Below are 26336 nucleotides of genomic sequence, written 5' to 3' on the forward strand. Positions count from 1 at the left end.
CGGCGATGCTGAAGACGCCGGGCGAATCAATCACTGGATGATTCCCAAGGACCTGCGTCGCGTGGAGGCCCTACCGCTAATTGGGCCGGGCAAGGTCGACCGGAAGAAAGTCGCGGCGCTCTTTTAGCCTTTGGACTTGTGTCCTCCAGCCTTTAAGCCACTCGAACCCGCATTAGTTCAAGGCATTTGGTGTCACGTCCTATTATTAATTCATGTCTGAAGCACCAAAGAGTCCTGCAACGGCGTCGTTAAGCGATTGGCTGGAAGGCGCGCGCCCCCATACCTGGGCGAATGCGTTTGCGCCGGTCATCGTCGGTGTCGGAGCGGCATCGACGCACGCGCCGATTATCTGGGGACGTGCGGTGCTCGCGCTGGTTGTCGCGTGGGCGCTGATTGTGGGCGTGAACTTCGCCAACGACTACTCCGATGGCATCCGCGGTACTGACGATGACCGCTCGGGCCCGCTGCGCCTGACTGGTTCTGGGCTGGTGGAGCCGAAGGTTGTGAAGTACGCGGCGTTCGGCGCCTTTGGTGTCGCGGGTCTTGCCGGTGTAGCGCTGTCTCTGATGAGCGCGTGGTGGCTCATTCTGGTCGGCGCGCTGTGCATTGCGGCGGCGTGGTTCTACACCGGCGGCAAGAATCCCTACGGATACCGCGGCCTTGGCGAGGTCTCGGTCTTCGTCTTCTTCGGTCTCGTCGCGGTGCTCGGTACGGAGTTCACCCAGACCGGCTCCCTGTCCTGGGTCGGCCTGGCCTGCGCAATCGGTATCGGTTCGGTGTCCTCTGCCGTAAACCTGGCGAACAACTTGCGCGATATTCCCACCGACGCTGCCACCGGCAAGATCACCCTGGCAGTTCGCCTGGGCGACTTCCGCACCCGCATCGTCTGGCAGATTCTCTCCATCATGCCTGCCCTGGCCAGTATCTTTATCGCTTTCTGGCACCCATGGGCGCTGGTGGGTCTGCTCATCGTGCCGCTGTGGGTGAGGGCCTCCGAGCCAATCCGCATGCATAAGAAGGGCAAGGAGCTCATCCCGGTACTGGGGCTTACCGGCAAGATGATGCTTGCCTGGTCCGTCATCACGGCACTCGCACTCGCACTCAGCTAAGGGGTACCGATGGACTTCCGCGCACTGACGCACAAGACGCTTGACGACGTCCAGAAGGCCGCAACCCGAGTAGGTGACACAGCAGCCAAGGCTCCAGCTTTCGTCCGCAGCGCTGCTCTGCGTTTGACCAGTTCGGGGCGTCGGCGACTGGCACTGGAGCACGGCGCGCTGCATTCACAGACCCGTGAACCAGGCCTGACTGATCTTACGGCCACCGGCGTAGTACATATCAAGACCACACCGGTCACAGCCGACATTGCGGCCAAGGATGACGAGCGAAAGGCCAGCGACAAACCGGATGCTGTCACCACCGATATTCCGGTGCACTGGTACGAGGTTGAACCAGGCGAGCCCGCCAAAGAACCTGTGACCATCGTCTTTATCCACGGCTTCACCCTGGCTGGCGAGTCCTGGTACCGACAGTTCAACGCACTGCGGAAGTCACACCCGGAAGCACGCCTGCTCACCATGGATCTACGCGGCCACGGCCAGACCGGCGCGGTTCCGGCTTCACTCTGCATGGTCGAAGGTGCTGCGACCGATGCGCTGGCCGTGATTGCAGAGCGCGCCGGGACCGGAAAACTCATCGTGGTTGGGCATTCACTGGGCGGTTTGATCGCACTGCACATGGTGCGCGCTGCCGAGGAAAGTATTCGCCGTCGGATCGCAGGCGTAGTGCTGATTTCCACGTCTATCGACAAGCTTGCCGCCCAGGGGGTACCGCAGATTCTCGCGTCCCCGGTGGCGGATGCGGCGCGCAATGCGATTGAGTCCTCGCCGAAGGAGATCCGCAAGTTCCGCGAGGCAATCGCGTCACTGATGGCGCCGTCGTTGGCAGTTGCGGTGTTCGCCCGGCGCACGGACTACGAGATCATCGAGTTCCACGCGGCCATGATTAATGAAACACCGCTGGAAACTTTCGTGGGATACCTCGACGACCTGCAGGACCATGACGAGTTCGCGGCCGGACCTCACTTAGAGGGTCTGCCGGGAGCGGTACTGGTGGGCACGAAGGACGATGTCACTCCCCGCAAGCAAGCAGACCTAATTATGGAAAAGTGGCCGGACGCCGAGCTAGTTGAAGTCGACGGGGCCGGCCACATGTTGCCGCTGGAGGCTCCGGATGTGGTGAACCAGGCAATCGAGCGGGTGCTGGAGAAAGTTCAGAAAAGAAGCTAGAGCGGAGCGCTAATTTTCCTCGCGGTCCTTAATCTGCTGCGCAATGTATTCTTTGTGCGCACGGCGGTTCTCCGACCACACGGCAACCGACTCATTGGCCTGAACGCGCAGCTTCGGGAACACAAACACCGACAGTGGCATCGCAATAATTAGTGCAAACACAGCCGTAATTGCGGCCGGAATCCGCACGCCAACAAGGTAGATAATCGCGAGCAGGATGAAGAACAGCACCAGGAACAGCAGCAGACGCGCAAGGCCGTACCAGAACAGTCCCTTCATGGCATTGCCGCGACCAGCATTCTTGGTCACCGGAGCTACTGGCGTCTGAGCGTCAGAAGCCAACTTGTCCTGCTCTGCTGGATTGGTCATTACACCCTCACCTCTACGTATTACGCCTGTGCTGCGCCCGACGTTGTTAGCGCCCCATGGCCGTTCGTGTCCAACGTTCCTTTGTACCCTAACGAACTCTGTACGCCGTACCGCCTTGCGTTGCGATACCCCTCGTGGGCACTACGGGACTCGTTGCGTATTCTAGTCGGTAAATCCAGGAGGTTAGCTATTACATGGGTCGGCTCATTCTGCTGCTGTTCATCATCCTTGTCGTAGTCATGCTGTGGAAGGCATTTGGCCCTGGCAGTCGTGGCAACGGCATGCGTCGTATTTCTGCTCCGCAACCGGAGCCCCGCCCGCTTGCTCCCGACGATGATCCGGAGTTCCTCTGGAAGCTCAAGAAGGCCGAATTCGATCGCCGCAAGCGTGAGCAGGAGCTACAGGAACGGCGCGAACGCGAGACTCGTGACCGGGATAACCAGGGAGATAAACCAAATAGGCCCGATAGCCCAGACAATCCCGGCGAAACCGACTAAACGTCTTTGCCTCGCAGCAACAACTGCTGCAGGTACTCCCCGTAGCCGCTGGCGCTGAGTGCGTCGGCACGCGCGCTAAGCGCTGCATCGTCGATGAATCCCATGCGCCACGCCACCTCTTCCGGCGAACCAATCTTTAAACCCTGGCGCTGCTCAATCGTGCGCACGAAATCGCCCGCTGCCATCAGATTGTCCACCGTGCCCGTATCCAGCCACGCCGTGCCGCGCGGCAGCACCTCTACCTGCAGTTTTCCACGCTCCAAGTAGGCGCGGTTAACATCCGTGATTTCCAATTCGCCGCGTGACGACGGTTGCAGCGAGCGAGCTATTTCAACAACATCGGCGTCATAAAAGTACAATCCAGGCACCGCGAAGTGGCTGCGTGGTTTCTTCGGCTTCTCCTGAATCGCCACGGCCTTGCCGCTTTGGTCGAAGTCCACGACTCCGTAAGCGGTGGGATCTGCGACCCAGTAGGCGAAGATTGCTCCGCCATCGACGTCATGGAAGCGGCGCAGCTGTGTGCCCAGGCCGGCGCCGTAGAAGATGTTGTCGCCGAGGATGAGCGCAACGGAGTCATCGCCGATGTGGTCAGCACCGATGATGAATGCTTCCGCGAGACCACGGGGCTCGTCTTGGGTGGCAAAGGTGAGATTGAGACCCCACTGCGAGCCGTCGTCAAGTAGGCGCTCAAACTGCGGGGCATCATGTGGCGTGGTGATGACGAGGATGTCCCTGATTCCCGCGAGCATCAGCGTGCTCAGCGGGTAGTAGATCATGGGCTTGTCATAGACGGGAACCAGCTGCTTGCTGACACCAAGCGTGATTGGAAACAGCCGAGAGCCCGTGCCACCTGCGAGGATGATGCCCTTCATAGTGCTCGCGCCTTTCTGCCTTACTGCCCGGCCGCTTCGTTGGCGATTGCCCACTCGTCGCGAGCCATGTTTTCGAGGTCCTTGCAGTCAAACTCACTGGGGAGCTTATTGCCTTCGGCCTCGAACTGCTCGATCGTCGGGGCCTTCTGATCGCGCTCGGAGAGAATCATGTCCGCTTCGGTGAGACCACCCTTGGCCAGCAACGCGGCCAAGTCGATTCCCAGCGTCGGGTCCTGGATGCTAACAGCGCGTTCAGCCTCCGGATTGTAGCCGGTGGAAGTGAGGTAGGTGAGCACGGAGTCGTCGGCAAGCGAGACGAAACCATGTCCGATGCCGTTGGGCAGATAGACCACTCGGCGGGTCTTGCTGTCGAGCTCGAAGACCTCAACCTTGCCGAAGGTATCCGAGCCGCGACGCAGGTCAACCGCAATGTCGAGGATATGGCCCGCGGGACAGGTGACCAGCTTCGCCTGGCCGGGATGACCATCTGGCGCGGTGCTGACGTCGGCGAAGTGAAGGCCACGGACAACGCCCGCCGCGGAGACACTCATGTTGGCCTGCTCCGGAAAGAACGGGTAGCCCGTGGCCTCGGCGAATGCGTCGAGGCGATACCACTCGTGGAAACTACCGCGGCTGTCGCCGTGGATGACCGGCTCGAAGGTGAAAACGCCGTCGATGGAAGTGGGCTGGAATGTGCTCTCAGGGCTCATGGATAACAAGTGTAGACGCGAGGGACGGGTTCGGGCTGGTGGTGGGTTGGGTGTGAGCTGAGTAGTCGCCGAGCCGAAATTAGCGCTTAACGGCATTCATGCGGGAGTTGTTGCCCTAAGGCCTCGATTTGTGTGCCCTTTTAAGTGAATCCACACTTCTTGACCTGGGAGTTTCTAATCTGAAGCCCACACAAATCGAGACCTTAGGGAAAATGGCCCGAATTTGAGGCTTATTTGTTAATCCTGAATACGAAAACAACGTTTAACGCCATTCACAAGGGGTGTTTTGACGCAGACTCGCATGTTTGGTGGGCTTCAGATTAGAAACTCCCAGGTCAGATTCACCCAAAAGCCCGAAAATGCCACCAAACATGCGAGTCTGGGTATTTTGGGCCTGTTTTGAGCCCTTTACCTGGTGCGCATGGGAACTATATTGCAGGCGTGGCTGAAGTGACGCATGGGGCGTACCAAGTAACCGGGGTGCACCAAGTAACCGGGGTGCTGGCTAGGCAGAGCCCAACCAACCCAAACCAACCCACCCAACCCAAACCAGCCCAATCAGAACTACAACTCCTGCTCGCGCTCAGCGTAGCCAGCCTCAGCGGCATCATAGGCCACAGCCCACCAGGACTCGTTGGCGCGATACCAGTCGATGGTCTCGGCGAGGCCTGCGGAAAAGTCTTGGTAGCGCGGCTGCCAGCCAAGGCTGCGGATGGATGCAGGATCAATCGCATAACGACGGTCATGCCCCGGGCGGTCAGTGACATGAACGAAATCGGATCGCTCACGCCCGAATCCCTCCAGGATGTCTCCGACCACGTCGAGGTTGGAACGCTCACCATCGGCACCGATGAGGTAGGTCTCCCCCACCTCGCCGAAATCCAGGATTGTCCAGACCGCATCGTTGTGGTCATCGACGTGAATCCAGTCCCGAATATTCTCGCCGGTGCCGTACACGCGAGGGCTACGACCGCGCAGCAGACCACAAATCTGCCGAGGAATCAGTTTCTCCGGATGCTGCCGCGGGCCGTAATTATTCGAGCAGTTACTAATAGTCGCAGCCAGTCCAAAGCTACGCACCCAAGCCCGGACAAAGTGGTCCGCAGACGCCTTGGAGGCCGAATAGGGGCTGGAGGGTTTGTACGAGGTGGCCGTCGTAAAACGTGCTGGGTCGTCGAGAGCGAGATCGCCAAAGACCTCGTCTGTGGAGATGTGGTGGAGGCGAACATCGTGGGTGGCGCAGGCCTTCGCCAGATTCACAGTGCCCATGACGTTGGTGGTGACGAAGGGATCGGCATCCACTAGCGAGTTGTCGTTATGGCTCTCGGCGGCGAAGTGGACGACGGCGTCGAAGCGGGGCACGAGGCGATCGATCAGCTCCGCGTCACGAACATCGCCGCGGATGATTTCACAGTCCGCGCCTTCCAAGCTCGCAGGGTTCGCGGCATAGGTGAAAGCGTCCAGCACCGTGACATTCACATCCGGCCGCGTGGCCAGAGTACGGAGGACAAAGTTGGAACCAATAAAGCCGGCACCACCGGTGACGAGAACACGCATGGAAGCGATTCTAGTTCACCCGGCGATACCGGCTTGTACAAGTATGAAAGCTTAGTTCAGGCCAGCGTACGAGTGCAGACCCGAAACCACCATATTGATGAAGAAGAGGTTGAACACCATGGTCGCGAAACCGAAGATATTAATCCACGCGGCTTTGGTATTACGCCAACCCGAGGTCGCGCGAGCGTGCAGGTACAGAGCGTAGATAATCCAGGTAATCAGAGCCGTGGTCTCCTTCGGATCCCAGCCCCAGTAGCGGCCCCATGCGGACTCCGCCCAAATAGCGCCCAGCACAATGCCCAGACCGAACAACGGGAAAGACCAAATAGCGGTGCGGTAAGCAATTGCATCCAACTTCTGCGCGTCCGGCAGCGGCGCGACCAGCTTGCCCAGGAAACCCTTTTCGTTGTCCTTGCGGTTGTACATCCGCAGCATGAAGAGAATCGACGCGACACCGGAAATCAGTGCAATACTGCAGCCGATAGAAATAATCGAGACGTGAATCGGAATCCAAATCGACTGCAGTGCCGGCACCACTGGAGCAGCCTCAACATATAGGTTCTTACCCCCGTAGAACATCAGCGCCAGAATCGGTGCCAGCATCCACGGCCAGAACACGCGCATGGCCTCACGATGCAGTACGCCAGCTGCAATTGCCATAGCAAAGAGGATTGAAACTGATACGTACTCGTAGAGGTTGCCCCACGGGAAACGCTGCACGGCCAGGCCACGCAATAGCACCGATGCAAAGTGCACGGCTACACCGACGTAAATCAGCATTTCCGTCACAACGCCGAGTCGGTTCGTCAGCGCTTGGTTCCTAGGCTCGCTTGCCGACGCCTTCGTCTCCGACTCCCCCGAGTCAGCGACACTAGCGGTAGTAGCTCCATCACCAGCACCGGCGGCTACCAGCTCGCGCTCCGCAACCTGGCTCTTAGCTTCAGCGGTCGCGATACGACGGCTGTAGTAGGCAATGGATACAACAAAGGCCACAAGATAAAAGGCGAAGGCCGTGAAGTACGACCAGTCCGAAAACTGCGCCAGTGTCTTATTGACGAGCATGTACTTGGCTCCAAAAATGTGGAATTAGCGGAATACTTCTTCAAACCCTAGTACTAAAGCGGGACTAAGCAAAAGGGGGCGGACACGAGGGACGTAAAAAAGTTGCGCGGAGGCGAAATTTTCGCCCCCGCGCGTGCACCCCGCCAGTGCGTGAATTGCAGCGCGTGGGTTGCGGTCTGTGGATTGGGACAGCGTTGGTTGCAGTGCGTGGATCACACTTGGCGGTCAGTTAGTTTTGGCCTTCTTGCCATCGCTGTCGGCGCCATCACTGTCGATGTCAACAGCGCCCTCGTTATCGCTGTCGCGTTCCAGAATGTCATCGACAATGTACTGGAACTCCTCGCCCCAACCCGCCTTGTCGGTGCGGGCAAGGCCACCGAACTCAACGCGAGTGCGGCCATCTTCCAGCGGGAACATGCGCACCCAAACACGCCGGCGTTTAATACCCAGCGACATCACCATGCCCGCCAGTGCGGCCACAGTTGCCACCAGCACCCAGAACTGCGTGGGATCGTGCGAAACCTGCAAGTTGACGAATTCCTTCGCACCGAGGAATTCAATCTTGGTGCCGTCGGCAAGTTCGGTGGATTCGCCCTGTTTGAGGTTGACACGGGCTTCCTTAGCCAGCTGACCCGAGTGCATCAGGTCGCGGTCGAGGGAGAACAGCCCCTGCGAGCGACCAGTGTCCAGGCCCGCGTCGCCACGGTAGATATCGACAGCCACCGCCGGGTCTTGCATAGCCGGGTAGGAGGACTGCAGCAGAGCACCCTCTTCACCAGTAAACTCCGCGGTCGGAGCGAACAGGCCCTCGATTGCAATCTGGTTCTGGCGGCGCTCGAACAAGTCCGGGTACATGCCCGCTGGTGGGTCGAAGCGCAGCGCCCCAGAGGACAGGAAGAAGGTCGGGTCATCCGGGCGGAACTGGACAATCGACGTACGCGACTCACCATTCGGCCAGGTCACCTTAAAGGCCGGGGCAAAGCCGTGCCCCTGCAGGTAGACGCGGTCACCGGCGATGCGCAGAGGGTGGTTGACCTGCAGCGTGGTCTTCTCCCACTCATCGACAGGCTTACGCATATCCTCTTCTTCTGCGAATCGGATGTGCGAGGTGAACATCTTGGCCTGGCCGTTCGGCAGGTAATCGGCGGCAAAGTCCTCCACCTGAATACAGAACGGGTTCAGAGTCGTACCGTCGAAGGTGTTGCCCGAGCGCAGCGAGTCATAGTTTGCCGCTGCGGTGTTACAGAACGGAACGCCCACCGCGCTGTTGACGTTGTCATCAGAAATTTCGGTGCCGGTGTTGGTCAGCAAAATGACCTGGCCCTCGTAATAAATCATGCGGCCCAAGCCGACGATGATAATCAGCAGCGCAATGCCCAGGTGGAATACCAGGTTGCCGAACTCGCGCAGGTAGCCCTTCTCTGCAGAAAAGGAGCGTGCCCCGGCGCGGTCTTCATCTGCTGGGGTTTCGGTCAATGCCCACTTGTTCAGGCGCTCACGCACCCGCTTAGAAACTTCGTCCGCGGGGGCATCGACGACGGCTTCGTCGTGAAGCGGAAGACGCGCCAACCGTTTCGGCGCCCTAGCCGGCGGCGTTTTCATGGCCTTGTAGTGGTCGATGGTGCGCGGAATAATGCAGCCGACCAGGGAAATCAGTAGCAATGCCACGATGGCGACGAACCAGACGGACGAGAAGACATCGAAAAGCTGCAGCTTATCCATGATCTCGGCGGTCTTGCCGTTGGCGGCAAGATACTGGTCGACCTTGTCCTTATTCAGCGAGCGCTGCGGCAACAGGGCACCCGGAACCGCTGCGAAAGCGAGAATGAACAGCAGAATCAGCGCCGTGCGCATGCTGGTCAACCAGTTCCAGACCTGCTGGAAGGGCTGTCGTACCTTATTCCAATTCACCGACATCGAAGAAATCTTTCACTAAATTGGCGTTACCGTATCAGTAATAAAAGCGGCCTGAACCCAGGCAACAAAAACATCCCACAGTCCCGTGACCAGGGCAATTCCGACCAGCACCAGCGCCACACCACCGATGAGCTGAATGGTTCGCGAGTGCTTACGCAGGAAGTCCACTCCCCGCATCGCACGTGCCGACCCCAGCGCCACCAAAATGAACGGCAGCCCCAGCCCCAGGCAGTAAGCGATAATCAGCGCCACTCCCCTGGCCGCAGTCATGCCCTGTGTACCTGCGGACACCGAAATAATTGCAGTCAGCGTCGGGCCCAGACACGGCGTCCACCCCAGCGCGAACACCGCGCCGAGCAGTGGCGCTCCCAGCCAGGTGGTCCAGCGCTTCGGCGCCATGCGGGTGTCTTTCTGCAGCGCTGGCACCATGCCCATGAAGGCAAGCCCCATCACGATGGTCACCACGCCACCGACAATCGTCAGCGTGCGCGCCTGCAGACGCAACGTGGACACGAGCCCGAAAATCGAGGCCGACCCCAGCACGAAAATGACAGTAAAGCCCAACACGAACAGCAACGCGGCCAGGCCGACGCGGGCTGTTGAGGAACGCTGGCCACGACCTCCATCGCCGTCATGCTTATCGACGGAGGTTGCGTCCGCAACTCCCGTCGTCACGCCGTTGCCCTGCGCCCCCGATGCTCCGGAAATACCGGTGAGATAGGAGACATAACCTGGCACAAGCGGGATAACGCACGGGCTAGCGAAGGAGACGAGACCGGCCAGTGCAGCGGCGAGCAGCCCCAACACAATGGGACCGCCGGTGGCGACGTCGGCGAACTGCTGGCCGATGCCATCGGCAAAATAGATCGTGTTCATGGCAAAAGTTCCCATGCCGGGGCCTAGCCCTCCGCCTTCACTTCATCGACAGCCTTCATCAGCATCGTGTGATCGACCTCGCGGAGGAATACCTTCGCCGGGCGGTGCTGCTTGTCCAGGATGATGGTCGTCGGAATCACCGACGCCGGGATGCCGCCGAGTGCACCGGCGTTGACGAAAGCCGGGTCATAGATCGACGGGTAGGTGATGCCGTTGTCCTTCACAAAGTCGATTGGAGCTTGGCGGACGTTGTCGCGGACGTTAATGCCGAGGACGGTGCCGATTCCCTGCTCTTCCATCTGTTCCTGAACGTACTGCAGGTCATCAGACTCGGAGCGGCACGGTGCGCACCACTGGCCCCAGGCGTTCAGAACCACAATCTGGTCTTTGAAGTCATCAAGAGAGATTTCCTTGTCATCGTCCTCGAGAGAAGGACCGAAGACATTGCCGACCGGCTTGCGCTCCTCTGGTGCGGAGTCAATGATTTGCTGACCACCCGGAGAAACAAACTCGAACTGACCGCCAACGGCGACGGCGTCGTGTCCCACCGACTCTCCGGGGTTACATGCCGCGAGCGACAGAGACAGAGTTGCTGCCACCAGCGTTGCTGCAATTCGGGACGATGAGACCTTGGCCACCTGGGTGCCACCTTCCGGGGTCAGTGAAACTTCAACAAAACTATTTATTCACCTTACAGGTGACTTGCCGGCTCACTGTAGCGCACGTCGACAATGGTGTCTCCGACGAAGATTAAGGAGGTCACGCTCGCCAGATCACACTGCCTGTTTGCCGGGTTGTGCGCGAGCTTCAAGTACCGCGCACGACGCTGAGCGGCAATGATGCACAGCTGGTGGGTCACCAGCACCGCTTCCGCTCCCTCGGCGGCCTCGCGGGCTCGCTCGATGGCATGGAACATGCGGTCCGCAATCTCCTCGTAGGGCTCGCCCCAGCTGGGCACGCTCGGACGACGCAGCCGTGGCCAGTACTTCGGATTCCACAGTGCGGAGTCAATGCCCTTGATGTGCAACCCCTCAAAGGAGTTACCCGCCTCTAGCAAATCTTCATCCAGGATTGGCTTCGTGCCGATTACCTCGGTGAATGGCCGTGATGTTTCCTGCGTGCGCTGCAGTGGAGAGCAGGCGAAGTAGCGGATGTCGTGGCCTTCGAAGGACGAGGCCGTGGCCGCTGCCTGGCGCTGACCACGCTCTGACAGGTGCCAGCCGGGCAGACGTCCGTAGAGAATCTTATCCGGGTTATAAACCTCGCCGTGGCGGACGAGATGCACAACCGTGGTCTTGGCGTGCTTTGTCGCACGCTTAACTGCCTGATTCTCCGGCTGTACCGGCTGCGCGGCCTGCGGTGCTGCCTGCGGTGTGGCTTGCGGTGCTGCCTGCTGCTCGGCCTGCGAATCGGTCTTGTTCGACACGTGTCACCTACTCCGGCTTGGCGGCTGCCGCCGCCTCGGCCGCGCGGGCTGCTGCACGCTCGATGATTTCGAAGTCGGCGTCGGTGAGTGCGGCGGAGACGAACCAGGTCTCGTAGCAAGAAGCCGGCGGGTAGACACCATTGGCCAGCAGTGCGTGGAAGAAGGCCGGGTAGCGGAAAGTATCCGCTGCCTGCATCTGCTCAAAGTTGTGCCCCTCACCCTCGGCGAAGCGCGGCGATAGCATCGTGCCCGCACGCTGAATGTGGTGGGCCACGCCCTGCTTGGTCAGGGCATCGGACAGAATCGTGGCCAGGCGATCTGCGTTGGCCGCAACGGTGTCATAGACATCCCTCGTGGCGTTTTCCAGGTTGGCCAGGCCAGCTGCCATAGCGACCGGGTTACCGGAGAGTGTGCCTGCCTGGTACACCGGACCGTTCGGAGCCAGGTACTCCATGATGTCGCGGCGACCGCCGAAGGCAGCGGCCGGCAAACCACCGGAGACGACCTTGCCGAAGGTGGTCAGGTCACCGGCCACACCATCAATGCCGTACCAGCCGTTGTAGGAAGCGCGGAAGCCAGTCATAACCTCATCGAGGATCAGCAGAGCGCCGTCTGCGTGGCAGACTTCCTTCAGCTTCGCGTTGAAGTTGTCCTGCGGTGTGACGGTACCCATGTTGCCCGCTGCCGCCTCAGTGATGACACAGGCAATCTCGCCCGGGTTCTCAGCAAATGCGGCCTTGACCGCCTCAATGTCGTTGTAAGGAACAACAATGGTGTCGGCAGCCGATGCACCGGTGACACCCGGCGAATCCGGCAGACCGAAAGTAGCGACACCAGAACCGGCCGATGCCAGCAGCGCGTCCACGTGACCGTGGTAGCAGCCGGCGAACTTGATGATCTTGGAACGGCCAGTGAAACCGCGAGCCAGGCGAACTGCGGACATGGTGGCCTCAGTGCCGGAGTTGACCAGACGCACCTCATCTACCGACGTACGCTCAACGATGTGACGAGCCAGATCGGTCTCAGCCGTCGTCGGAGCGCCGAAAGACAACCCGCGAGTGGCGGCACTCTGAACGGCCTCCACCACTGCCGGGTGGGCGTGGCCCAGAATCATTGGACCCCACGAGCAGACCAAGTCCACATATTCGTTGCCATCAACATCCACGAGACGAGAGCCCGCGGCGTGGTCAATGAAACGTGGGGTGCCACCGACGGAACCGAAGGCGCGGACCGGCGAGTTCACGCCACCCGGCGTCACTGCCTGAGCCTGCGTAAAGAACTCTGCCGAACGCTCGGTGAGCTCAACGTTTTCTGGGACATGAGGAGCATTAATGTCTTGAGTCACGGTGACCATCGTAGACGGCCACTCGGATTAAGGGCTACCCTGCCCTACCAACGTCCCAGCTTCACCCTGAATAGATGCTTCCTGCGGGACGACACTCGACGGGAACGCCAGTCGATCCACAAGCTGGAGAAAATCATCAATAGCGATGCCAGGAGCGGGTGAATCATACCGGTCATACCCAGCAGGATGACTGCAACGTTGTAGAACCACGCAAAGTAGATGTTGGAGTCCATCATCCGCACCACAGCACGTGCGATTTCAATGGCCTCCGGAATCGACAACACGTTGTTGCGCAGTGCCACGACATCGGCGTAATCGACATCAAGATTCTGGTTGCCTTCGGTGTTGTCCATCAAAACACCCACATCAGCGGCACGCAGAGAGTCCCGGATGTCCTTGTCGCCAACCATCACGACTGTCTCACCGTCACTGTGGACCGAACGCACCGCAATGGCCTTGCGGGAGGCAATGATGCCCGCGAATACTCGCGAGATATTCAGCCGGTCAGCGAAACGACGAGCTACTGGGTACGGATCTCGCGTGATCATCATGGTGTCCACGCCCATATCCTCCAGCTGGTCAATGCTCTCGACCGCATCGGGCTTAATGTCCTCACCAATGGTGATAACACCACGGACCTTGCCACGCCACGACACCACCATCGGTGTACCGCCACTGAGCGCAGCCACGGCCATTTTCTCGCTGAGTGCAGTGAGATCACGTGGACGCCAAACACGCCCCTCAACAAAGCGCATCTCCAACTTGTCGTCGGAGTCCTTCACCGGAATCTCTACCTGGCCAACGAACGCACCGTCTTCCGCAATTGCGACATGCACGGTCTCAATCCAGTGCGGCACCTCGCCACCGCCGGAACCGGCGTCGCGGGATGCACGGCACGCGCGCACGATGGCCGCCGATGCCGGGTGGTTGCTCTCCATCATGAGAGCGCCCGCCACACGCAGAACCAAATCCGGATTTTCATTGCGCTCTGCGGCGACACCGAGCACGTGGGTGTCACCCTCGGTCAGGGTTCCAACTCGGTTAAAAATCACCACATTGGCGGTAGCCAACTTCCGGAAAGTCTCATTGCCACGAATCAAAATTCCGTTACTAGCACCGGCCAGAATCCCGATGCGCTGCACGGTCGACGTAGACATTGCCAATGCCACCGGCGCGATGCCCGAGAGTATGGCCAGCGCCACCGCGAGGGCACCGCTCATCGTGCCCGTCGCCAGCCACCAGCCGCAAAATGCCACGCCTGCCAATGACAGCGTCCACGGCACCAGCTCTGATGCCGAGTGCACTGCGGTCTGGTGCATCACCGTTTCTTCTCGAACCGCTTGACGCAGCCAGCGCGCTATCGATGACGCCCGGGTCTTGAAACCGGTGCGCTCCACGCGCACCTTGAGCTCCGAATCCAGGTTGATTGCGCCGGCCCAAACCTTGGAGTTGACCTTGACCTTCTGCGGTTCAACGCCAATACCGAGTAGCTGTGCATCCATCGTGGACGCACCACCGATGACTGAGCCATCGACCGGAATCACCGAGTGCGGTGGAACCACGATGTCATCACCGATATTGAGCTCGGCGACCGTTACCTCCACTCGTTTCGGCTCCGCGGATTTGGCGCTCTTGCGCACGACCGTCACATTTCGCTCAGCTGGAATGCGCAGGTTGCGCAAAATCTGTCCAGTACGCACCTTGTTGTAGCGCGTAAACATACGGCCTGTTAGCAACAGCACGGTCAGGCCGCAAGCAACGTCGAAAAACACCTCTGCCGAGGCGCTTTCCCGGTAGTTGAAAGCAAACCACGTGGGCGCAGTGGTATATCCAATCTGTCCCGCGGGACCAAAGATAAGCTGCGCCAGCGACCACAGCCACGCCAGCAGAATGGCAATGGAGCTCGCCCCATCCAGCGCCGACATCCGCCGACGCAGGGACGCCGCCATTGCCCGGTGGAACGGCCAGCCACCCCACCACACCACAATCGTGGTCAGCACAAGGCACATCCACTGCCAGCCCGGGAACTGCCAGTTGACGTTCAACGACGTCACCAGCACCGGAATCGATAGGAACAGGCTGCCCCAAAAGCGCTGCTTGGTCACCAGTTCACGCGCCGTGAACAGTACCTCCGCACCGCCGCCGCTTCGGCGCAAGGCCGCTTCACGACGGCGAATGCGCTCCTCCTCATTCTGTTGAGCGGCAGCCGGAACAGCGGGACGGCGATGTTGTGACACATCCAGCCGAGTTGCACGACGACGAAGCGTGCTGCGCGTGAGGTACGACTCGACCCCGATTTCGCGGAGAGCTTCGATGAACTGATTCGGATCGATGGTATCGGGCGCTGTAATCCACGCGCGTCCGGGCTTGTAAACCACAGAGGCTGTCACATCTGGAAAGGATTCCAAAACATGCTCAGCACGCTCAGCGCTCTCGGCGTTTTCCAAGTTTTCCAGGATGAGTGCGAAAGCTGTGTTGGACTGGCCTCTGCGGTGTGCAAGCCGCTGATGGGCACTTTCTTCGTCGATGTCCTGACGGCTTCGTGGCAATGCCTTACGAGCAGCGACCTTGGCATCCACAATCGCCTGTTCAACGCGATTGTCCAGAGAGAAATCAAACTCACCGGTGTCACTCATGGCCTTTGAAACTTTCCGTCTAATCCTGTGGCTGATTGGCGCGCGTGAGCGCTAATTCACGATAGAGCAACAGTAGTCCACACGCCATCGCCAGGCTGGGCACGATAACCCATACAGTCAGCGCACCGGCCATAATGGCAAAGAACATGGCGAGAGCCGTGACAATCACCATGATGAGCAGGCAGTTCCGGGAGAGTTTGAACTCAGTGGCCGTCGGCAAGCAGCCGCTACCAATGAGCGAGCAGACCAGCGTCACACCGGCGACGATGTAGATATCGCGGCCAACGGCAGCGGGAGCCTGCGAGTAATCTCCGGTGACCAGTATCAAGCTCAGGACAATCTGGGCGATGAGCGCGACGAAGAGCACCCACTGCCAGGGCCGACTCGGCAGGGACATCATTGCTTGGACTCCTCAGGCTGCTTGGGCTGCTTGGGCTGTGACTGGTCCAGCTGCTGTTGCTGCTTTGTATCAGCGCCATGCTTCGACGCTCCCGGCAGATGCGATTTCGGCGCGGACGGAGTCCACGGTTTCGAGGGGCGCTGATGATTGAAGTAGTCCTTGGACTCCTTCGAGGCGGCGAGCACCAGGCCAGCTACCGCGGCAGTGGCAGAGGCGATTCGCACAATTCCGCTGATAAGAACAAGGGATGATGGCACTCCCGATTCTGAAGCCGTAGAAGAGAAGAAGGACATCAGCGCCGACAGTGCCAGGTAAAGCGAGCCGATAACCAGCACGGTGCGAGCACCTTCGCTCCCCTTGCGCATTCGCTCGATGATGGCGAAGAACGCGATGCAAAGCCCCACTGCGAAAAAGAACGCGATAACGATACTCGCCTTCATGGCGGCATCAATCTGGCCCTCGCTGAAACCCGGGAAATTCTCCTTAGCGGTTGAGGGGCTCATCAGCATTTCCGGATGCAGCCAGTAGGTCACCGTGGCTACTGCAGCGAGGAGCAGCTGCAACACGGCCGTAACCCGCCACGCCTGCCTAGCTCCCTCGACCTGCTCGGGAATTGCGGGCTTCTTCTCTTCTTTAGTCATCCGTCCACTTCTCGATGTTTATTACTGCACGTTCGCCTCAGCGAATTAGAACTGGGCGCGCAGCTTCTTCGCCAAGTCCACCGCTGCGTAGGTCAAAATCTGCTCCGCACCGGCACGGCGAATGCTCAGCACTGCTTCCATCATCGCAGCATCCAGGTCAATCCACCCGTTGGCGGCAGCGGCGTGAATCATCGCGTACTCACCAGAGACCTGGTAGGCAGCAACCGGCACCGGCGAGATGTCTGCGACCTCGCGCAGGATGTCCAGGTAGCTCATGGCCGGCTTGACCATCACCATGTCCGCACCCTCGTCAACGTCGAGCTGCACTTCGAGCAGGGACTCACGACGGTTTGCAGGATCCTGCTGGTAGGTACGGCGATCGCCCTGTAGCGAGCTGCCCACGGCTTCACGGAATGGACCGTAGAAGGCGGAGGCGTACTTTGCCGAGTACGCCATGATGGAGACATCCTCATGGCCAGCGGCGTCCAGCCCCTCACGAATAGCGGCAATCTGGCCGTCCATCATGCCCGACGGGGACACGATATGTGCACCGGCGTCGGCTTGGGCAACGGCCATCTTGACGTAGTTAATCAGCGTGCGGTCATTCTCAACGACCGTGTTGCCGAAGCGATCCGTGCCCAGTACGCCACAGTGGCCGTGGTCAGTGAACTCATCCAGACAGGTGTCGGCCATGATCAGAATGTCATTCCCGAACTCGTCGCGGAGACGACGCAGAGCGCGGTTGAGAACGCCCTCCGGATTCCAGGATTCAGAGCCCTCGCCGTCCTTATCCGCATCGAGCGGGACACCGAAGAGGTCAACCGCCGAGATACCTGCCTCAACAGCCTCGCGCACAGCTTCCACCAGGGAGTCTTCGGTGTGCTGCACTACCCCGGGCAGGGAGCTGATTGGCTTCGGCTCATCAATCCCATCTGCAACAAACATGGGAAGGATGAGATTCTTCGGAGTCAGTGTCGTCTCTGCCGTCATCGCACGCATCACCGGGTTGGTGCGCAGCCTGCGTGGGCGACGAATCGGGAGAGGAAATCCAAACTGTTCGAGATCGATTTCGCGGGATGATTCAGAAGCTCCAGATGTAGTCATAAAGACAACCTTAATCAAAACGCGAACTCGCCCCGATTCGCCCTGGCTTAGGCCTTGGTTTTACGCGAACGACGACGCTTTTTGCGCGGCGGTGGCAGTTGCCCTGCAGCCCGCAATTGCGCAACATGCTCTGCCAGCGCGTCCACCAGCTCCGGGATGCTTGCCCGCTCCGGCACGACATCTACACGCAGACCGTACTCGCGAGCCGTGGCTGCGGCCATCGGCCCGATGCAGGCAATGATGGTGCGAGCATGCGGCTTACCCGCGATGCCGACCAGGTTCTTCACCGTCGACCCCGAGGTAAAGCACACTGCGTCGAAGCCACCGGACTTAATCATGTCGCGGATGTCCGCACTCGGTGGCGCTGCCCGCACGGTACGGTAAGCGACCACATCATCGACTTCCCAGCCCAGGTCAATCAGACCGTCGACAAGCACGTCGGTGCCGATGTCGGCGCGTGGCAGCAATACGCGGTTGACCGGATCGAGATCCTCGATGTACTCCGGGAACACGTCGACGATGCCCGCGGCGTTCTGACGAGTGTCGTCCGGAAGCAGCTCCGGGGTAATGCCGAGATCACGGATGGCAGCAGCGGTGCGATGCCCGACGGCTGCGATGCGGACTCCAGCGAACGAGCGCGCGTCCAAGCCGAATGCCTGGAACTTCTCCCACACTGCGGTGACAGCGTTGACGGAAGTGAAAACAACCCACTGGTAACGGCCGTCGACAAGCCCCTTGATGGCGCGTTCCATCTGCGCTGGGCTACGTGGTGGCTCGATTGAGATGGTCGGGACCTCAATCGGGATGGCGCCGTGCCCAACGAGACGAGCACTCATCGGCCCTGCCTGCGCCTTGGCGCGTGGGACCAGCACCTTCCATCCGTAGAGGGCCCGGTTTTCCCACCACGAGTACTTCGAGCGATTGTCCACACCCTTGCCAAGCGTAACCACCAGCGGACCGGTCAGGTCACCCGAAAGCTGCGCCAAGGTGCCCAGCGTGACGTCGTAGGTGCGCTGCAAACGAGTCGTACCGTTGACAGTCACCGACACCGGCAACGCCGACGGCAGACCGCGTTCACCGAGTTCGGAGGCAATGGCGGACAGGTCATCCTGCACGGCCTGCAGCACCAGCGGCTGCGGTGCCTGCGCCAACTCGTCCCAGTCCACATCGGCGCGACCGAGATCGGTCTCCGTGTACGTCGAGCCCAACGCGATACCGGCAAATGCCGGGACGGTGGAGGGCACGGACATACCAGGGACGATCTGGAACTCAACCTCGGCGTGCGAGACCTCGTTGATTTCGGCCAGCAGCGAATCGTTGGTCAGCGGATTTCCGGCCACCAAACGCACTACATCATTGCCTTTGGCTGCTTCTTCGACGAGCAGGGCGGCCATCTTCTTGGGATCGTCGATAGGCTCGCGCAAATCTGCGGCGGTCGGCGGTGCCGGACGCGGTGGCTTACGACGAGATCCCTTGGCCTTGGCTGCGGCGCACATGCGCTCGTACTCTTCCTCGGCTTCCTTCAGCAGCTCAGGAGGAACAGGCACATCGGTTGCGACGAGTTCTCGAACCCCCGGCATGACATCGGCGTCGACGTAGGCGATAGCGGTGTCTGCGAGAATCTCACGGGCGCGAAGCGTCAGCAGGTCGGGATTTCCAGGACCAGCGCCGACGAACAGGATGCGTCCCGTTGCTGCGGGGAGGGAGGTGTTCATCGTTGCGGAGTGATTTCTTTTCTATTGGTTGTTCACTTTTCGTGCCGATGAGTCACTAAGGAAGAAAGCGGACATGCGCCAACACATGTGAGGGGCAGGTAGATACCTGAATCTCACATGCGAGCACACGAAGGAAACCCTTATCCCAACGGCATGCATACAGGCCTATTAGCATAAAGGGTTTGAGCCAAATTAACTAACCGGCTACTTTTGAGATTCCCGCAGGGTATCGCCCATTACCTCATGAGCACCCCGTTCAAGCAGGGCCGCCGCAACCTTCCGGCCAAGCTCATCGGCCTTATCCACGGTTGCGGTAGCGGTCTCGAGCAACTGGCGCGAACCGTCGAGTGCGAACACCCCCGCCTGCAGGGTGAGTTCACCGCTATCGCTCACGGTTGCGTAGGCCGCAACCGGGGCGGTGCAGCCCGCTTCCAGCTCACTGAGTACCGCGCGCTCAGCGACAGCGCGGGCATGGGACACCGGGTGGTCAATCTTCCGCAGAATATCCACAATTTCGCGGTCAGCAGTGCGGCACTCCAGAGCCAGGGCGCCCTGGGCCGGGGCCGGCATGAGGACATCCACGTCCAGGGATTCCGCAATCTCTCCGAGGCGCCCCGTACGCTCCAGTCCGGCGCGAGCCAGAATGACAGCGTCCAAGTCCTCAGAGACGCGCCCCATGCGGGTTTCGATGTTTCCACGCAGTGGTACAAGTTCCAGGTCGGAGCGCAGCGCACGCAGCTGAGAGACACGACGCGGCGCGGAGGTACCCACTCGAGCCCCCTCAGGCAGGTCCATCAGCGGCGTGGCATCGCGGGAAATCAGCGCCTCTCGCGGGTCGACGCGCTCCGGCACGGCTGCGACCATCATGTCGTCTTCCGGCAACGTCGGCAGATCTTTAAACGAGTGCACGATAATGTCGCACACCCCCTCGCGGAGTGCATGACGCAGCGCCTGGGTAAAGACGCCGATACCAATCTTTTCCACCGGGTCGTGGCGGTTATGGTCACCAGCGGTCTTTACAATCACCAGCTCTGCAGGCTGCCCCAGCTCAATCAGTGCATCACGGACGTGGCCGGCCTGTGTCGTGGCCAGTTCCGAGCCCCTGGTACCGATACGAATAGTCGCTGGGTCAGGCATGTTTCCCTCCGGGTGTTAATTTTTGGTGGTTTCAGCAACGCCTTCAATGATGGCACTACTGTCAAGACCATACTGCTCAAATCCCTGCATCCGCCCAATTCGGCCCTCTACCATGAGATCTGCGGGGATATCGGTGTCAGCATACAGGCCAGAGGGGGTAGATAGGGGCAGGTCGAAGAGCTTCTGCAGCGCAAGTGCGTAGTTGCCACCACCCTGCTGGCTAGAAAGCTTCTTGACCTGCACCGTTGGCGCATGCAAGAGCTTATCGACGACGCGGCGAACCGTGGACTCGACTTCGAGACGTTCCTTCTGCGTAAGACCTGGTGTCTTCGCCTCCAGGCGAGCGAGCTCAGCCGCCGCCACATCTGCCGCACGCTCACGCAGAGCGCGAACAGTCGGTGCTACCTCGCTTGCACGCTGCGCCGTGAGGTAGGACTCCAACTCTTCGGCCACAATGTCGCGCGCTGCAGCCTCATCATCACGGCCCGGGACCTCCGTGCGGGTCATCTGCAGCAATTCGATGTTGAATAGTGCAATCCCCTCAAGCCCGGAGACATCCTCCGCAACGTCGCGAGGCATAGACAGGTCGACGATGGCGAGCGGGCCGTGGTCGATGACATCAGCAGCTGAAACGACGGGAGTCATGGCCCCAGTGGCGCTGACGAGAATGTCCACATCATCGAGGACATCGGCGAAATCATGCAACGCAATAGCAGTAGCGGGGATGCCCGCTTCGATGGAGTGGTTGGCCAGGTTCTGCGCCCTGTCAACGGTGCGGTTGGCAATAATCAGACGGTCAATACCGCAGCGCCCCAGGTAGCTAGCGGCCAGCGAACTCATCGCACCGGCGCCGAGGATAAGAGCCGAACGTCCGGCCAGGATATCGGTACCCTCAGCGACGTCAACACCAGAGTTGAATCCGGGTTGCAGTGCAGCAACTGCCTCGTCGATGGCCACGGAGACCATCGAAGCACCAGCGTTATCAATCAGAGTTTCACTGTGCACGCGCTTACCCGTGTGCAGCGCCTTCTGTGCCAAGTCATGCAACATGCGACCGACTGTGCCGGCTTCGTCCGCTTCCTGGTAGGCATTGCGAATCTGACCGATAATCTGCTGTTCGCCCAGCACCATCGAGTCGAGACCAGCACACACCGAAAAAGCATGCTCCGCCGCAGCCTGTGCATACCGGACATAGAGGTGCGGCGTCAGTTCATCGAGTTCGAGCCCAGTACGACCGACAATTTCACGGACCACAGCCGATAGCCCAGAGTGGAAGCCGTTGGCCACCACGTAGTACTCAACGCGGTTACAGGTCGACAACAGCATCGCTTCACTGATTGCTTCATCCGCGATCAGACGGGCCAAAATGGCCTCTCGCTCAGTTTCACCGACAGAGACCTTTTCAAGAAGGGTCACCGGTGCAGACCGGTACGACATTCCGACGAGAAGCACACTCACCGCTCAATCACCGCTCTATTGCTCCTTCACAGTCCCCGCTACGGGCTTTTTCACACAGCTATGACTGTTAACGCTAGACAACTCTGCCATCTCGCCACAACAAAGGCATACTTTACTTAGCCTCTACCTCGATGTTCGCAGCGCTCTACTGCTTCTTTGCCGCTACTCCACATTCTGCCATGTTCCCGCAGCTCCTAGCAGTTCGGCAGAGCTGTCTCGGGAACTTATTCGACCTCCGCTATCGCTTCCAGGAGCTCATCGTCATCGATTTCCCAGCAAGCGATTTCCTCATCATTGACCAAAATCACCGGCACGCGATCGCCAAATTCCATGGCCAAGTTCGGATCGGTATCGACGTCTTCCACCTGGAACTGCGCATTTTGGTCCCGAACCAGCGGCTCAATCTGCGCAATCACGCGAGCGCACGAACCGCACGTCTTCCTACTCATCACCGTCACAGTCACCATAACGGCCAGTCTAAAGGTCGACTGTTTCGCTTTACGACGTCCCCCTCCCCGCACTTCCCCTGCAAAAGTGACCCTTCTTATCTTTGCCCCCCATCCGCTCCTTGAATCTCAGCGCGCAGCTTTGCCTAAAGAGCGGATACTATTCAACAAGAGCTTCCGATAACGGATATCAGTTGCATACACCGTGGAAAGAGATTTTCGTACCGTGAGTGAGTTCAGTGCCGTCAACCGCTCCCCCTTCCCCATCGACATGCTGGGCGACCTTGCGTCCTCGCAGGGTAACGTCCGCAATTTCCTCGAGCAGATAGTTCTCGCTCCGCTCAATGATGAAGCACAGGAGGAAGCTGGTACTGCAGCAGCCGCCAATGCGCTGGAAGCTCTCGGCGAGGTCTACGACGTCGGCGGCGAAGAACTGGCTACGGGATTTCGCAGTGTAGCGGGTGCCGAAGATGCCGCTGGCGGTGCACGTGTGCTCTCGCAGCCCATTCCAGGTGTCGAACGCGATCAAGGCGCAGCCGCTTTCTTCGATGTGGACAACACGCTTGTCCAGGGCGCATCAATCTTCCTCTTTGCCATGGGGTTGGTCGAGCGCGGGTTCATCAAGAAGCGCGATTTGGCCGGGATGATTTGGAAACAGCTTAAATTCCGAATCTCGGGCGCGGAAAACGCCGCCGACGTAGCTAAGGCCCGCGAACAGGCATTGGAGTTTTTCGCCGGCCACGATGTGAATGAAATGGTCAAACTCGGCGAAGAAATCTTTGAAGAAAAGATCAGCGACCGCGTTTACCAGGGCACCCGCGATCTTGCGGAACTACATATCCAGGCTGGCCAAGAGGTCTGGCTGGTCACCGCCACCCCGGTGCAGCTGGCCCAGGTTATCGCTAAGCACATCGGACTGACCGGCGCCCTTGGCACGGTCGCCGAGGTCAAAGATGGCAAGTTCACTGGCCGCCTGGTAGGCGATATTCTCCACGGCCCGGGCAAGAAGCACGCGGTGGCAGCTCTGGCGGCCTCCTCCGGGTTGGACATGTCTCGCTGCACGGCATACTCAGATTCCGCCAACGACATTCCAATGCTGTCCATGGTGGGCACCGCCGTGGCCATCAACCCGGACCGCAAATTGCGGAATTACGCCCAAAAGATGGGGTGGACTATCTACGACTATCGCCACTTCCGCTCCGCAACTTTCGCCACGATGCGGTGGCTCTCGATCGGAGCACTGCTGGCAGGAGCTGTCGGGGGCGCGGGACTCGTCGGCAAGCGACTGTGGGACGCGAATAAGGAAAGTTAAGCGCTGCTAGGCGTACTCGAGAGTTAGTGACTGCGTTTATGACAAAAATGGCTCGAAAAATGGCCTGAAAGGGTCATAAACTCCTACAGTTTCACATTTGCAGCCCGTAATCGGCAGCCCGTACTCAGCAGCTCCCCCCCCAACGACAAAACCCGCCCTATCTCAACGAGACCGGGCAGGTTTTGCTTTTAAAACGTGTACGCGACGCAGCACGCGCGCTCCTGCGATAACGGCAGGAATGCTGGCTTACTTGCCGAGCTTACGACGCTGCACGCGGGTACGGCGAAGCATCTTGCGGTGCTTCTTCTTCGACATGCGCTTGCGACGCTTCTTAATGACGGAACCCATCGGCTCGACCTCGCTATTCGTTGACGGAAATTTCTTTTCTTGCACAATGGCGGCGTACTCAATGCGGCCTTACAACCGCCGAGATGTCACGCCCTTTTTCCTTCCGCCTTCACAGCTAGATACTTCATGACTTGAAAACGATAGGAAACAGGGGCGCAGCACAGCACCATGTACTAATCGGATTAATCATAGCGGGGACATATGCGTTCAGGTCAAACAGCCCCGCTTAAAAGGCAGAAAAAACTAACCCGCGTTGTAGAAAGAGGAGTCCAGGTATTCCTTGACTGCGGACTCATGGACGCGGAAAGAACGGCCAACGCGCACTGCCGGCAGCTCGCCAGCGTGAACCAGGCGGTAGACGGTCATCTTGGATACGCGCATGATGTCAGCAACTTCCGCAACGGTCAGAAAGGTGCCTTTATCTGCATTCTGCATTAGTAAATATTCCCTTCAGCGCACGCGACGCGCTGCAGGCTTCCCCTCCTGCAGAAAATCGTGACACGCACGTGCTTTTCACATCCTACCGGTAGGCAAGGTGCCGGTGCGATTTTTGATAAAAAATAGGGGCATTGGCGAATGGTGTGACAGTTGTGACTAACCCATCGTCCCTGCGTATCGGATTAGCTACTGCCCCTGGCCATTTCCAATGCCCCAAATATTGGGGTTACTTGTACACCCGCCACCACTCGGCGAAATACTTATTTACCCATCTCATTGGCCTTGTCATAGCAAGCCTGCAGCGCGCGATGCACCGCGCGGCGAATACCCTCTTCCTCGAAAACTCGGGTGGCCGCTGCCGTTGTACCGCCCGGCGAAGTGACATCAGCACGCAGCGCAGTCGGGTCCGCGCCCTCTTGCATCATCATCTCGGCCGCACCAGCAGCCGTAGCCGACGCCAGACGCTTAGCCTGATCACGCTTGAGGCCCAGATTCACACCCGCATCGGTCATCGCCTCGACAAACTGGAAGAAGTAAGCCGGACCAGAGCCCGAGACTGCAGTGACTGCAGACATCAGCGACTCATCGACAACCTCAACGCTGCCGACCTTCTCCAGCAGTCCGACAACCTCGTCGGTCTGGCTCTCCGTGACAAAGCGACCCGGCGCGACTGCACAGACGCCCTTGCCCACCAGCATCGGGGTATTCGGCATAACGCGGATCACCGGAGTGCCGACAGCACAGACACCTTCCATCTTGTCCAGTGTGATGCCAGCCGCCATCGACACCACGATGGTGTCGACCTCTGAGTCATCGAGCACGTCGGCAATCTGCTCGAGCATGTCGATAATCAAGTACGGCTTTACGCACAAGAACACCACGTCGGCACCGTCGACGGCCCCTACAGGGTCATCGGCATCGACAATGCCGTAGGTCTCCTTCAGACCGGCCAGGCTCTCCTTGGTGCGCCCCACCACATAAATCGAGGAGGGCGAGACACCACCGTCGATGAGACCACCGACGAGTGCGCTACCAATCTTTCCGCCACCAATTACAGCAATTCTTGTCATGGACGCTAAGTGTGCCAAAATTGGCCCACACATGCGAATGCAGGGACCGGAAAACTTCGCTTCCGGCCCCTGCATCAGGTGATGATTATTTTGTTGGCCCCACTACAACTGGAAGAGAATCCAGGGGCCAAATGTCAGTGCCAAACCGACAAGCCCCGCGAGAATCGGTGTCAGTTTGTCCTTCTCACGGCGCAGGTAATTAGCCATTCCCGCGAAGCCACCAGCGACCACGAGAGCCATGATGACAACCACAATCTTTGGCAGCGACGACCAGGCCAAGGTGAAGCCCAGGAACACCAATGCACCAGCAATCAGACCCACGAAGACCTGAATCAGGAGCAACGGCACCGAGAGGGAATTGTCCTCGGCGTAGCCATCACGCGCGGCGACCTTGCCCTTGGAGCTCTTGGATTCTTCACGCTTAACGACGTCCCGGGGCTCCGACTGCTTCTCGTCAGCTGCGACCTGGGTCGGTGTGGTCTCGGCCTGTACGTCTTCTGGCTGTGCTACTTCAGGAGCGACAGCGGCTGCTACTGCCGTCTCGGAAGCGGCACCGGTATCGGCGTCAGCGTCGATAGCCTCGAAGGTATCCGTTTCCTGAGCAGCTTCAGTCTCGCCGACTGCGTCGGCCTCTTCCACCTGCGGCAGCACATGGGTTTGCTCTTCCGGAGCTTCTGTTGTTTCAGACTCAGCAAGCTGTTCACCGTCGACG

25 protein-coding genes and 2 pseudogenes are annotated in these 26336 nt (G+C 59.4%); 5 read left to right on the forward strand and 22 right to left on the reverse strand.

Annotated elements, in window-relative coordinates:
- The 3 genes and pseudogenes from HMPREF3011_RS11675 to HMPREF3011_RS09115 all read left to right on the forward strand — a co-directional run.
- Positions 1-127, forward strand: a pseudogene (locus tag HMPREF3011_RS11675) (O-succinylbenzoic acid--CoA ligase); the annotation flags it as partial.
- An 85-nt stretch (positions 128-212) separates the two neighbouring features.
- Positions 213-1109 (forward strand): 1,4-dihydroxy-2-naphthoate polyprenyltransferase, encoded by an 897-nt coding sequence (locus tag HMPREF3011_RS09110; RefSeq protein WP_038627576.1) that lies wholly within the window; start codon positions 213-215, stop codon positions 1107-1109.
- Positions 1110-1118: 9 nt separating this feature from the next.
- Positions 1119-2288: an alpha/beta fold hydrolase gene (locus tag HMPREF3011_RS09115; protein WP_083327082.1), complete on the forward strand. Its 1170-nt coding sequence runs from the start codon at positions 1119-1121 to the stop codon at positions 2286-2288.
- A 9-nt stretch (positions 2289-2297) separates the two neighbouring features.
- On the opposite strand, the gene HMPREF3011_RS09120 is transcribed toward HMPREF3011_RS09115, so the two are convergent.
- Entirely contained in the window at positions 2298-2657 is a 360-nt protein-coding gene (locus tag HMPREF3011_RS09120; protein ID WP_038627574.1) for a DUF4229 domain-containing protein, read from the reverse strand.
- A gap of 194 nt (positions 2658-2851) precedes the next feature.
- On the opposite strand from HMPREF3011_RS09120, the gene HMPREF3011_RS09125 reads away from it, so the two are divergent.
- On the forward strand, positions 2852-3154 hold the full coding sequence (locus HMPREF3011_RS09125) for a hypothetical protein (protein WP_049180758.1): 303 nt from the start codon (positions 2852-2854) through the stop codon (positions 3152-3154).
- Here HMPREF3011_RS09125 and rfbA read toward each other — a convergent pair.
- From rfbA to HMPREF3011_RS09210, 17 genes are all read right to left on the reverse strand, one after another.
- Positions 3151-4026, reverse strand: a complete 876-nt coding sequence (gene rfbA, locus HMPREF3011_RS09130) for a glucose-1-phosphate thymidylyltransferase RfbA (RefSeq protein ID WP_038627571.1) — start codon at positions 4024-4026, stop codon at positions 3151-3153. The two genes, HMPREF3011_RS09125 and rfbA, sit on opposite strands and share 4 nt — an antisense overlap.
- Positions 4027-4046: 20 nt before the next feature.
- Complete coding sequence (locus tag HMPREF3011_RS09135; protein WP_070431979.1) at positions 4047-4736, reverse strand: dTDP-4-dehydrorhamnose 3,5-epimerase family protein; 690 nt, start codon at positions 4734-4736, stop codon at positions 4047-4049.
- Between the two features lie 564 nt (positions 4737-5300).
- Positions 5301-6293, reverse strand: a complete 993-nt coding sequence (rfbB, locus tag HMPREF3011_RS09140) for a dTDP-glucose 4,6-dehydratase (RefSeq protein WP_070841408.1) — start codon at positions 6291-6293, stop codon at positions 5301-5303.
- Between the two features lie 51 nt (positions 6294-6344).
- Positions 6345-7355: a c-type cytochrome biogenesis protein CcsB gene (gene ccsB, locus HMPREF3011_RS09145; protein WP_070841409.1), complete on the reverse strand. Its 1011-nt coding sequence runs from the start codon at positions 7353-7355 to the stop codon at positions 6345-6347.
- 225 nt (positions 7356-7580) lie between these two features.
- Positions 7581-9272: a cytochrome c biogenesis protein ResB gene (locus HMPREF3011_RS09150; RefSeq protein WP_070841410.1), complete on the reverse strand. Its 1692-nt coding sequence runs from the start codon at positions 9270-9272 to the stop codon at positions 7581-7583.
- Between the two features lie 15 nt (positions 9273-9287).
- A complete protein-coding gene (locus HMPREF3011_RS09155) occupies positions 9288-10148 on the reverse strand; it encodes a cytochrome c biogenesis CcdA family protein (protein ID WP_070561002.1) in 861 nt (286 codons plus the stop codon).
- A 23-nt stretch (positions 10149-10171) separates the two neighbouring features.
- A complete protein-coding gene (locus HMPREF3011_RS09160; RefSeq protein WP_070841411.1) occupies positions 10172-10786 on the reverse strand; it encodes a TlpA disulfide reductase family protein in 615 nt (204 codons plus the stop codon).
- Between the two features lie 53 nt (positions 10787-10839).
- Positions 10840-11433 carry a histidine phosphatase family protein gene (locus HMPREF3011_RS09165; protein WP_038629326.1) on the reverse strand — a complete coding sequence of 198 codons (594 nt, stop codon included), beginning with the start codon at positions 11431-11433 and terminating at the stop codon, positions 10840-10842.
- A gap of 148 nt (positions 11434-11581) precedes the next feature.
- Complete coding sequence (gene hemL / locus HMPREF3011_RS09170) at positions 11582-12928, reverse strand: glutamate-1-semialdehyde 2,1-aminomutase (protein WP_049180753.1); 1347 nt, start codon at positions 12926-12928, stop codon at positions 11582-11584.
- A 35-nt stretch (positions 12929-12963) separates the two neighbouring features.
- Positions 12964-15555 carry a heavy metal translocating P-type ATPase gene (locus HMPREF3011_RS09175; protein ID WP_038627557.1) on the reverse strand — a complete coding sequence of 864 codons (2592 nt, stop codon included), beginning with the start codon at positions 15553-15555 and terminating at the stop codon, positions 12964-12966.
- A 19-nt stretch (positions 15556-15574) separates the two neighbouring features.
- Entirely contained in the window at positions 15575-15955 is a 381-nt protein-coding gene (locus HMPREF3011_RS09180) for a hypothetical protein (protein ID WP_038627555.1), read from the reverse strand.
- Complete coding sequence (locus tag HMPREF3011_RS09185) at positions 15952-16596, reverse strand: hypothetical protein (RefSeq protein WP_070431982.1); 645 nt, start codon at positions 16594-16596, stop codon at positions 15952-15954. Before HMPREF3011_RS09185 ends, HMPREF3011_RS09180 begins: the two co-directional genes overlap by 4 nt.
- A 45-nt stretch (positions 16597-16641) precedes the next feature.
- Positions 16642-17700 (reverse strand): porphobilinogen synthase, encoded by a 1059-nt coding sequence (gene hemB / locus HMPREF3011_RS09190; RefSeq protein ID WP_038627551.1) that lies wholly within the window; start codon positions 17698-17700, stop codon positions 16642-16644.
- A 47-nt stretch (positions 17701-17747) separates the two neighbouring features.
- The gene (locus tag HMPREF3011_RS09195) at positions 17748-19415 is read right to left on the reverse strand and encodes a bifunctional uroporphyrinogen-III C-methyltransferase/uroporphyrinogen-III synthase (protein ID WP_070841412.1); all 1668 of its coding nucleotides are present in this window, start codon (positions 19413-19415) and stop codon (positions 17748-17750) included.
- 204 nt (positions 19416-19619) lie between these two features.
- On the reverse strand, positions 19620-20552 hold the full coding sequence (hemC, locus tag HMPREF3011_RS09200) for a hydroxymethylbilane synthase (protein WP_070841413.1): 933 nt from the start codon (positions 20550-20552) through the stop codon (positions 19620-19622).
- Positions 20553-20567: 15 nt separating this feature from the next.
- Positions 20568-22010: a glutamyl-tRNA reductase gene (locus HMPREF3011_RS09205; protein WP_083327083.1), complete on the reverse strand. Its 1443-nt coding sequence runs from the start codon at positions 22008-22010 to the stop codon at positions 20568-20570.
- 224 nt (positions 22011-22234) lie between these two features.
- Positions 22235-22477 carry a glutaredoxin family protein gene (locus HMPREF3011_RS09210; protein WP_038627544.1) on the reverse strand — a complete coding sequence of 81 codons (243 nt, stop codon included), beginning with the start codon at positions 22475-22477 and terminating at the stop codon, positions 22235-22237.
- Positions 22478-22643: 166 nt separating this feature from the next.
- Between HMPREF3011_RS09210 and HMPREF3011_RS09215 the strand changes: the two genes are divergently transcribed.
- Entirely contained in the window at positions 22644-23768 is a 1125-nt protein-coding gene (locus tag HMPREF3011_RS09215) for an HAD family hydrolase (RefSeq protein WP_070841415.1), read from the forward strand.
- A gap of 246 nt (positions 23769-24014) precedes the next feature.
- Here the strand turns inward: HMPREF3011_RS09215 and HMPREF3011_RS11010 are convergent, their stop codons facing one another.
- The 4 genes and pseudogenes from HMPREF3011_RS11010 to HMPREF3011_RS09230 all read right to left on the reverse strand — a co-directional run.
- Positions 24015-24116: a 30S ribosomal protein bS22 gene (locus HMPREF3011_RS11010; protein ID WP_003855542.1), complete on the reverse strand. Its 102-nt coding sequence runs from the start codon at positions 24114-24116 to the stop codon at positions 24015-24017.
- Positions 24117-24359: 243 nt separating this feature from the next.
- Positions 24360-24551: a helix-turn-helix domain-containing protein gene (locus HMPREF3011_RS09220; RefSeq protein WP_005509751.1), complete on the reverse strand. Its 192-nt coding sequence runs from the start codon at positions 24549-24551 to the stop codon at positions 24360-24362.
- A gap of 263 nt (positions 24552-24814) precedes the next feature.
- The gene (proC, locus tag HMPREF3011_RS09225; RefSeq protein WP_070560754.1) at positions 24815-25624 is read right to left on the reverse strand and encodes a pyrroline-5-carboxylate reductase; all 810 of its coding nucleotides are present in this window, start codon (positions 25622-25624) and stop codon (positions 24815-24817) included.
- Between the two features lie 102 nt (positions 25625-25726).
- Positions 25727-26336: pseudogene (locus HMPREF3011_RS09230) on the reverse strand (hypothetical protein); the annotation flags it as partial.

Origin of the sequence: Corynebacterium sp. HMSC074C04, assembly GCF_001838295.1 — a bacterium.
GTDB lineage: Bacteria > Actinomycetota > Actinomycetes > Mycobacteriales > Mycobacteriaceae > Corynebacterium > Corynebacterium amycolatum.

Bases quoted from the DNA above. Each gene is read 5' to 3' on its own strand.
- HMPREF3011_RS09110 (WP_038627576.1), top strand. From the start codon at position 213: ATGTCTGAAGCACCAAAGAGTCCTGCAACGGCGTCGTTAAGCGATTGG.
- HMPREF3011_RS09115 (WP_083327082.1), top strand. From the start codon at position 1,119: ATGGACTTCCGCGCACTGACGCACAAGACGCTTGACGACGTCCAGAAG.
- HMPREF3011_RS09120 (WP_038627574.1), bottom strand. From the start codon at position 2,657: ATGACCAATCCAGCAGAGCAGGACAAGTTGGCTTCTGACGCTCAGACG.
- HMPREF3011_RS09125 (WP_049180758.1), top strand. From the start codon at position 2,852: ATGGGTCGGCTCATTCTGCTGCTGTTCATCATCCTTGTCGTAGTCATG.
- rfbA (WP_038627571.1), bottom strand. From the start codon at position 4,026: ATGAAGGGCATCATCCTCGCAGGTGGCACGGGCTCTCGGCTGTTTCCA.
- HMPREF3011_RS09135 (WP_070431979.1), bottom strand. From the start codon at position 4,736: ATGAGCCCTGAGAGCACATTCCAGCCCACTTCCATCGACGGCGTTTTC.
- rfbB (WP_070841408.1), bottom strand. From the start codon at position 6,293: ATGCGTGTTCTCGTCACCGGTGGTGCCGGCTTTATTGGTTCCAACTTT.
- ccsB (WP_070841409.1), bottom strand. From the start codon at position 7,355: ATGCTCGTCAATAAGACACTGGCGCAGTTTTCGGACTGGTCGTACTTC.
- HMPREF3011_RS09150 (WP_070841410.1), bottom strand. From the start codon at position 9,272: ATGTCGGTGAATTGGAATAAGGTACGACAGCCCTTCCAGCAGGTCTGG.
- HMPREF3011_RS09155 (WP_070561002.1), bottom strand. From the start codon at position 10,148: ATGAACACGATCTATTTTGCCGATGGCATCGGCCAGCAGTTCGCCGAC.
- hemL (WP_049180753.1), bottom strand. From the start codon at position 12,928: ATGGTCACCGTGACTCAAGACATTAATGCTCCTCATGTCCCAGAAAAC.
- HMPREF3011_RS09175 (WP_038627557.1), bottom strand. From the start codon at position 15,555: ATGAGTGACACCGGTGAGTTTGATTTCTCTCTGGACAATCGCGTTGAA.
- HMPREF3011_RS09180 (WP_038627555.1), bottom strand. From the start codon at position 15,955: ATGATGTCCCTGCCGAGTCGGCCCTGGCAGTGGGTGCTCTTCGTCGCG.
- HMPREF3011_RS09185 (WP_070431982.1), bottom strand. From the start codon at position 16,596: ATGACTAAAGAAGAGAAGAAGCCCGCAATTCCCGAGCAGGTCGAGGGA.
- hemB (WP_038627551.1), bottom strand. From the start codon at position 17,700: ATGACTACATCTGGAGCTTCTGAATCATCCCGCGAAATCGATCTCGAA.
- HMPREF3011_RS09195 (WP_070841412.1), bottom strand. From the start codon at position 19,415: ATGAACACCTCCCTCCCCGCAGCAACGGGACGCATCCTGTTCGTCGGC.
- hemC (WP_070841413.1), bottom strand. From the start codon at position 20,552: ATGCCTGACCCAGCGACTATTCGTATCGGTACCAGGGGCTCGGAACTG.
- HMPREF3011_RS09210 (WP_038627544.1), bottom strand. From the start codon at position 22,477: ATGGTGACTGTGACGGTGATGAGTAGGAAGACGTGCGGTTCGTGCGCT.
- HMPREF3011_RS11010 (WP_003855542.1), bottom strand. From the start codon at position 24,116: ATGGGTTCCGTCATTAAGAAGCGTCGCAAGCGCATGTCGAAGAAGAAG.
- HMPREF3011_RS09220 (WP_005509751.1), bottom strand. From the start codon at position 24,551: ATGCAGAATGCAGATAAAGGCACCTTTCTGACCGTTGCGGAAGTTGCT.
- proC (WP_070560754.1), bottom strand. From the start codon at position 25,624: ATGACAAGAATTGCTGTAATTGGTGGCGGAAAGATTGGTAGCGCACTC.